Source organism: uncultured Sulfuricurvum sp., assembly GCF_937936435.1.
Taxonomy (GTDB): Bacteria; Campylobacterota; Campylobacteria; order Campylobacterales; family Sulfurimonadaceae; genus Sulfuricurvum.
The window spans coordinates 33,562-40,039 of sequence record NZ_CALDDG010000122.1; the positions used below are offsets into that span (position 1 = coordinate 33,562).

Here is a 6,478-nt window from a genome sequence, read left to right on the forward strand (position 1 = left end):
GCCTAACCCTGCAGCGCTTTCCAGACACGGATCGCCTGAACATGTTCTTTGACATCATGGACGCGAACGATGCTCGCCCCCTCTTCTATCGCCTTTAGATGAATAGCCAGGCTCCCGGCCAAACGTTCTTCACTTTTTGAGGGAGAGAGCGCATCAATCATCGATTTTCGGCTTGCACCGACGAGCAATTCTTTTCCCAGACGCAGAAAATGACGCTGGTGGGTGATAAGTGCGAGGTTTTCTTCCAACCGTTTTCCAAATCCGATACCGCAATCGAGGATCATCTCTCGGATACCGAACTTTTCGGCTTTCTCGATCCGTTCTTTAAAAAACACTTCGACATCGTGTAAAACCGAATCATACGTCGGGTTTTCCTGCATGGTCTGCGGAGTACCTTGCATATGCATAATAACGGCAGTCGCACCGTAACTGCCGCATAGCCGTGCGACCTCATCGTCCGCCAAGCCTGTAATATCATTCACGATATGAAATCCTCTCTCTAGGGCATAGTCGATTACAAGCGGTGCATAGCTATCCAGACTGAGTTTCGTCTTTTCGTACATGCGCTGCTCATACAGGGCATCGATAATCGGACGCAGACGGTTCAACTCCTCTTCCGCAGAGACGGCCACGCTGCCCGGACGGCTGGATACTCCTCCCAAATCGATGATATCGGCACCTTCACCGATCATTGTTTCGATCCGGTCTATCGCTTTTGTCCCCTGAAACCGACTGGCATGATAAAAACTGTCGTCATTGGCATTAAGTATCCCCATCACCGAAACATCGTTTGTATTAGGGAGACGGCAAAAACTTTCCAATTCGGATGAAAGCTGCTTTAAACCGAACGGTTGTGCTTTCTCTTTTCTAGCCAGTTGCTGCAATTGACGTTCGGTTGCGATCAGCAAGACATCCACACGGGGAACCGAAGCGGTGACGGTACCTCTGGGAACCGCCAAATCGGCACCGACGCTTAGGGCATCTTGCTTAAGAATATTGGCCGCACCGACATGCAAATCACGTATCCGAATCAGGTGGCTCGTCCCTTTATCTTCCAAAATACCGACTCCGCCGCTATCTACCCCGAGGGTTTGAAGTTCACGACGCAAATCGATCGAATCGGAAAGTTTTTCAACGACCACGTTTGACCTCTCGGATAAAATTCATCAGTATCATGACCAAAACGCTCTGAAAACGGCTGTTAAGTTCGACCAAACGAATCCCTTTCTCCAGCCCTTCGAGCTGCGAAGCGCTCAAGGGGAGTTTTTCTATGTGAATCGCATGATAGGCGATCTGTTCCAAAAGTGCTTTGGCTTCATGTTTTTTCAGCCGTTCATTCTCTTTGACAAAAGCAAACAACGAAGCAAGATCGAGATTTTTCAAGGTGATCGAAAGAGGTTCAAAATGGCGTTGCGTATGTTCTTGGGTAAGATTGAGACGTGAGCGCACCGTCGGGAGAAATGTACTTTTATTCGGAGCGATCAGGATAAAAACAATATTGCGCGGGGGTTCTTCCAAAATTTTCAAAAGGGCGTTTTGCGCGGGTATCGTAAAGCTTTTAGCTCCGAGTATCAGTGTTTTGGTATTTTCTTCGCTTTTATATGCTTCGCCGATCACCTCTTTGGCATCTTCGATCTTAAAGTCTTCACGCATAAAGAGAACCGTACGTAAAGGGCTCAGCGATGTCTCAATCTCTCTGGCACGTCCTTCGATATCGGAAGTTATTAAAATTCCCCCCCGTTCAAACGCGAACATCGATCTCCCCGAAAAGTACCGCATTGAGCGTTTTGTCGAAAAGGCGGTAGAGTTGCAGCAATTTGATATCGATTAGAGAATCGTGAGATCGAAGGACCAATGCATTTTGGAACCGTTCATCCATAATCCATAACAAAGAATTGGTACATCGTTTGGCGATATCAGAGCGACGTTCGTCCCCGCGGCCGACATACCAAAAGAAATATTCCCCTTTGAACGTGATATCGAGCATGTCGCTCAGCGTATCGATCGCTTCGCCGCCGCTGAGATGATCGTAATGGGGGTAAAGAGCATCGATACATACGATAGGGATCATCGGACGGTCCTGAGAACGTTTATTCATCGATGCGGTAATGTAGTGGGCAAACCATCTGCGGTCATGGTCGGTGATGAGGACGATGCTTTTACCGGACATAATCTGTTCGAGTGCATTGGCTATGGCAGGGGTCCATTCGAAACGCTGTTCCTCAAACCAACTCATCCCCGCCCCTTCGGAGCGGATAGAGTCCAATGTCCACTGATCGAACTGACGCACTATTGATCCAACGAATAGGCACTATGCAGTGAACGCACGGCAAGCTCCGCGTATTTCTCGTCGATCACCATCGACACTTTGATCTCGGAAGTAGAGATCATCATGATGTTGATGTTTTCGCGTGCCATAGTCTGAAACGCTTTTGCAGCTACACCGGTGTGTGATTTCATCCCGACACCGACGATAGAGACTTTGCAGATACACTCATCATAACTCGCCTCTTTGATCTCATCATTGGAAATAAAAGTTTCAACCACTTTCTTTGCATCGATCAATTCGGTTTTCGGAACGGTAAAATCGAGGTTGGTTTGACCGTCGTGCCCTGATGTTTGGATAATCATATCGATATTGACGCTGTTGTCCGCCAAGCGGGTAAAAATATCCGAGGCGATTCCGGGACGGTCGATAACACCGCTCAAAGATACGCGTGCTTGATTTTTGTCCAGGGCGATTCCGCTGACGAGTGGTTTTTCCATAATATTCTCTTCCTTTGTGATAAGTGTCCCTTCCGCATCGCTGAAACTAGAGCGGGTGACAAGATTAACATTTAATTTTTTAGCCAGTTCGACGGAACGGTTTTGAAGCACTTTGGCACCCAACGATGCCAGTTCCAACATTTCGTCGTAACTGATTTTATCCATTTTGCGCGCTTTGGGCTCAATCCGCGGATCGGTCGTATAGATACCGTCGACATCGGTATAGATTTCGCATAAATCCGCTTCTAGCGCTCCAGCAAGTGCTACGGCTGAGAGATCCGATCCCCCGCGTCCGAGCGTCGTTACCTGACCGCTTTCGCTGACTCCCTGAAACCCTGCTACGACAACCACTTTCCCTGCCGCAAGTTCTGCATGCATTGCGCTCGGATCGATACTCTCAATCCGGGCTTTCGTATGGACGTTGTCCGTGACGATACCGGCACGACGGCCGCTCATGGAAGCCGCTTTGTGCCCCATCGCATTGAGCGCAATCGAAAGCAACGCCGCCGTCACCCGTTCGCCCGAGCTGAGAAGCATATCGACTTCGCTTCGTTCCGGCGATGGCGTATAATGTTCGGCATACGCAATCAGTTTGTTGGTCTCACCGCTCATCGCTGAGACGACGACAACGACCTGATGCCCCTCTTGCAGCGTTTTGGAAACACGATTGGCGACATTTTGGATCCGTTCCAAATCGCCGACACTGGTTCCGCCGAATTTTTGGACAATTAACATTACAAGTACCCCTTGACTCTAAAATGAGAAATCACCTGTTCGTATACCGTTTTTTTGAAATGGGCAATATGGTCGAAAAGTGCATCGACGCTGACGAAACGGTATTGCTTAAACTCCGGATGTTTCGTATCCAGGTCTATCTTGGCACTTGATTTCAACCGTACCAAGTAATAACGTTGTTTCTGCCCTGCATAAGGAGCCATTTTCGAAGCGACATGAGGAGGAAAATCATACGATATCCATTCGGGATATTCGGCAATGATCTCTATCTTTTTCGTTCCGATCTCCTCTTTCAGCTCTCGGAAAAGGGCCTCTTCGCTCGATTCACCCTCGTCTATTCCCCCTTGCGGAAATTGCCATACTCCCGCCAAATCAGTACGCTCGGCGATAAAAATCTCTTTCTTTTCTGGATAGTCGGAGGATACTATAATCGCCGCCACGTTCGGTCGGTAGAACTTATTTTCGGTCATTCACCATCTTTTCATTATATTTGGAGGGGTATTGTAAACTATTCGCCATTAAAAATACTATAATCCTTTTATGCTTTTATACATTCATATCCCTTTTTGCGATAGCAAATGTTCCTACTGTGCTTTTAACTCGTATGTCGATAAATTCAGTCTGAAAAAAGAGTATATGCAGGCCCTCCTCGTCCAGTTCGAAGCCGAGTTTCTACGATTCGGTATCAGTCGCGACAATCCGATAGAGACCGTTTTTATCGGTGGAGGAACTCCCTCTACGGTGGAGCCCGAACTGTATTATCCCCTCTTTGAGAGAATAAAACCCTATTTAGCCCCCGATGCGGAAATCACCTCGGAAGCCAATCCCAACAGCGCGACCCGCTCATGGCTGGAGGGGATGTATGAGCTGGGAATCAACCGGATCAGCTTCGGCGTACAAAGTTTTAATAACGAAAAACTCAAAACACTCGGACGAGCCCACCATACCCAACATGCGCTCGAAGCGATACGGTGTGCATCCGCTATCGGATACAAACATCTCAGCATCGATTTGATCTATGGTGTCAGAGGTGATACCAAAGCACTTTTACAAGCCGATATCGATCAAGCATTCTCGCTTCCGATCGACCATATCAGCCTCTATTCTTTAACTATCGAAGAGAAAACGGCATTTGAAAACACCCCCGAGATCGCCGAAGAGGAACTCGATCTTACCCGATGGCTGTTTCGCAAGATCGAAGAAAAAGGATTTGAACAGTATGAAATTTCCAATTTCGGAAAATACCGTTCCCGCCACAATATCGGCTATTGGGAACATAAACCGTATATCGGTCTGGGCAGCGGAGCCGTCGGTTTTCTAAACATGCAGCGATTTTACCCTTCTCAGGATGTGGCGCACTATGTTCAAAATCCCATCGAATACCGTATCGAAGCGCTTGATGCCGAAGCGCTGTTAAGCGAAAGTCTCTTTTTGGGATTTCGCAGCCGTGTCGGGGTCGATTCAGCACGGCTATCTGCCGCCCAGCGTCAAAATGCCGATATTCTGTGTCGAGAAGGGGTCCTCACGTATGACGGAAGCCGTTATTTTAATACCGATTTTCTCCTATCCGATGAAATCGCGCTCAGAGTAGAAGGGTTTTAAACTTTCTTTGGGTAAAATCTCTCGATTCTATAAAAAATTACTTCGTGGACTACTAAAATGTTTGGAATGGGCCTAGGCGAAATCTTTATCATTGTCGTGATTGCCATCTTGTTTCTGGGGCCGGACAAGCTCCCCAGTACGATGGTGGATATTGCCAAATTTTTTCGAAGCGTCAAAAGTACCGTAAACTCGGCGCGTGCTACGATCGAAGAGGAGATGCGCTTTTCGGAAATGAAACAAGATGCTCTCAATTATAAAAAAGAGTTGACCGATGCCAGTTCAGAACTCGAGCGGCTTACTAACGTGACCGAAATCGGCAGCGAACTCAATGCCGTCAAAAGCGAACTCGATTTTAATGCCATACCTGCAGCCCCTGCCGCTCCGAAAGAGCCCGAAGTAGTAACCTTCACTCCGAAATCCAAAGAGATCAAACCCAAGGAAGAGAGTCTTTAATGTTTGATGATTTACGCCCCCATTTAGTCGAATTGCGCAAACGGCTCGGAATCAGCGTCGCCGCCGTAATCGTCATGTTTTTTGTCGCATTCAATTTTCATGAACCGATCATGACATGGATGACCGCTCCACTGAACGATGCTCTGGCCGAAGTCGCCAAAGTCGCTCCGAACGCCGCACACGGGATGGTTACGACCACCCAAGTCGGCGGTACTTTTTTCGTCGCGATGAAAGTGGCATTTTTTGCAGGGTTGCTAGGGGCTCTTCCTGTCATCTTGTCCCAGATATGGCTTTTTGTCGCTCCGGGGCTTTATGCCAACGAAAAAAAGATGCTCTATCCGTTTATTTTCGGCGGTACGACCATGTTTCTTATCGGCGCATTGTTTGCCTACTATGTCGTCACACCGTTCGGTTTCAGCTTTTTGATCGCCTTTGGGGCATTTGAATTCGTACCGTTGATCAATATCGAAGATTACGTCGATTTTTTCTCCAAAATCATGTTCGGATTCGGGCTGGCGTTTGAACTTCCGATCATCTGCTATTTCTTGGCTCTGTTAGGCTTGATCGACGATCGGATGATGGTCGGCTTCTTCCGCTATGCTATCGTCTTAATCTTTATCATTTCAGCGATTCTGACCCCGCCGGATGTCCTTACCCAAATCCTGATGGCAATTCCGTTGACCCTTCTGTACGGAGCGTCGATCCTTGTCGTTCGTGCCGTCAATCCGGCTCCTAAAGAAGAGCCTTATATCGGAGAAGACGAAGAGGAAACCATCGATTAAATGCTCGATCCTCTTTTAACCTCCAGCTATGATTATCTTCTTCCCGAGGAACTCTTAGCAACCCATCCGTTCCATCCCAGAGACCTTCCCGGCCTTCTTGTTTTTAATCGTGCCAACGGTCCCATCGTTATTGGCCGCTT

Annotated in this window: 8 protein-coding genes; 3 read left to right on the forward strand and 5 right to left on the reverse strand. The window is 47.9% G+C overall.

Going from position 1 to position 6,478, the window contains the following annotated elements:
• Positions 1-2 precede the first annotated feature (2 nt).
• From folP to Q0389_RS11485, 5 genes are read right to left on the reverse strand one after another with little or no spacing between them, the layout of a single operon-like run.
• Positions 3-1,142: a dihydropteroate synthase gene (gene folP, locus Q0389_RS11465; RefSeq protein WP_298694268.1), complete on the reverse strand. Its 1,140-nt coding sequence runs from the start codon at positions 1,140-1,142 to the stop codon at positions 3-5.
• Positions 1,132-1,755: a DNA polymerase III subunit delta' gene (locus Q0389_RS11470; RefSeq protein WP_298694270.1), complete on the reverse strand. Its 624-nt coding sequence runs from the start codon at positions 1,753-1,755 to the stop codon at positions 1,132-1,134. The genes folP and Q0389_RS11470 overlap by 11 nt, the downstream gene beginning before the upstream one ends.
• Positions 1,742-2,290, reverse strand: a complete 549-nt coding sequence (locus tag Q0389_RS11475; RefSeq protein ID WP_298694272.1) for a HobA family DNA replication regulator — start codon at positions 2,288-2,290, stop codon at positions 1,742-1,744. The genes Q0389_RS11470 and Q0389_RS11475 overlap by 14 nt, the downstream gene beginning before the upstream one ends.
• Positions 2,290-3,501, reverse strand: coding sequence for an aspartate kinase (locus Q0389_RS11480; RefSeq protein WP_298694274.1), 1,212 nt, complete (start codon positions 3,499-3,501; stop codon positions 2,290-2,292). Before Q0389_RS11480 ends, Q0389_RS11475 begins: the two co-directional genes overlap by 1 nt.
• On the reverse strand, positions 3,501-3,971 hold the full coding sequence (locus Q0389_RS11485; protein WP_298694276.1) for an RNA pyrophosphohydrolase: 471 nt from the start codon (positions 3,969-3,971) through the stop codon (positions 3,501-3,503). The genes Q0389_RS11480 and Q0389_RS11485 overlap by 1 nt, the downstream gene beginning before the upstream one ends.
• A gap of 70 nt (positions 3,972-4,041) precedes the next feature.
• Here Q0389_RS11485 and hemW point away from each other — a divergent pair, with 70 nt between their 5' ends.
• Genes hemW through tatC form a run of 3 tightly spaced genes read left to right on the forward strand, consistent with a single transcriptional unit; the run spans position 4,042 to position 6,338 of the window.
• Positions 4,042-5,103: a radical SAM family heme chaperone HemW gene (hemW, locus tag Q0389_RS11490; protein WP_298694278.1), complete on the forward strand. Its 1,062-nt coding sequence runs from the start codon at positions 4,042-4,044 to the stop codon at positions 5,101-5,103.
• Positions 5,104-5,160: 57 nt separating this feature from the next.
• On the forward strand, positions 5,161-5,556 hold the full coding sequence (tatB, locus tag Q0389_RS11495) for a Sec-independent protein translocase protein TatB (protein ID WP_366936861.1): 396 nt from the start codon (positions 5,161-5,163) through the stop codon (positions 5,554-5,556).
• On the forward strand, positions 5,556-6,338 hold the full coding sequence (gene tatC / locus Q0389_RS11500; protein WP_298694280.1) for a twin-arginine translocase subunit TatC: 783 nt from the start codon (positions 5,556-5,558) through the stop codon (positions 6,336-6,338). Before tatB ends, tatC begins: the two co-directional genes overlap by 1 nt.
• The last annotated feature ends 140 nt before the right edge of the window (positions 6,339-6,478 follow it).

Bases quoted from the DNA above. Each gene is read 5' to 3' on its own strand.
- Q0389_RS11470 (WP_298694270.1), bottom strand. From the start codon at position 1,755: ATGTTCGCGTTTGAACGGGGGGGAATTTTAATAACTTCCGATATCGAA.
- Q0389_RS11480 (WP_298694274.1), bottom strand. From the start codon at position 3,501: ATGTTAATTGTCCAAAAATTCGGCGGAACCAGTGTCGGCGATTTGGAA.
- Q0389_RS11485 (WP_298694276.1), bottom strand. From the start codon at position 3,971: ATGACCGAAAATAAGTTCTACCGACCGAACGTGGCGGCGATTATAGTA.
- hemW (WP_298694278.1), top strand. From the start codon at position 4,042: ATGCTTTTATACATTCATATCCCTTTTTGCGATAGCAAATGTTCCTAC.
- tatB (WP_366936861.1), top strand. From the start codon at position 5,161: ATGTTTGGAATGGGCCTAGGCGAAATCTTTATCATTGTCGTGATTGCC.
- tatC (WP_298694280.1), top strand. From the start codon at position 5,556: ATGTTTGATGATTTACGCCCCCATTTAGTCGAATTGCGCAAACGGCTC.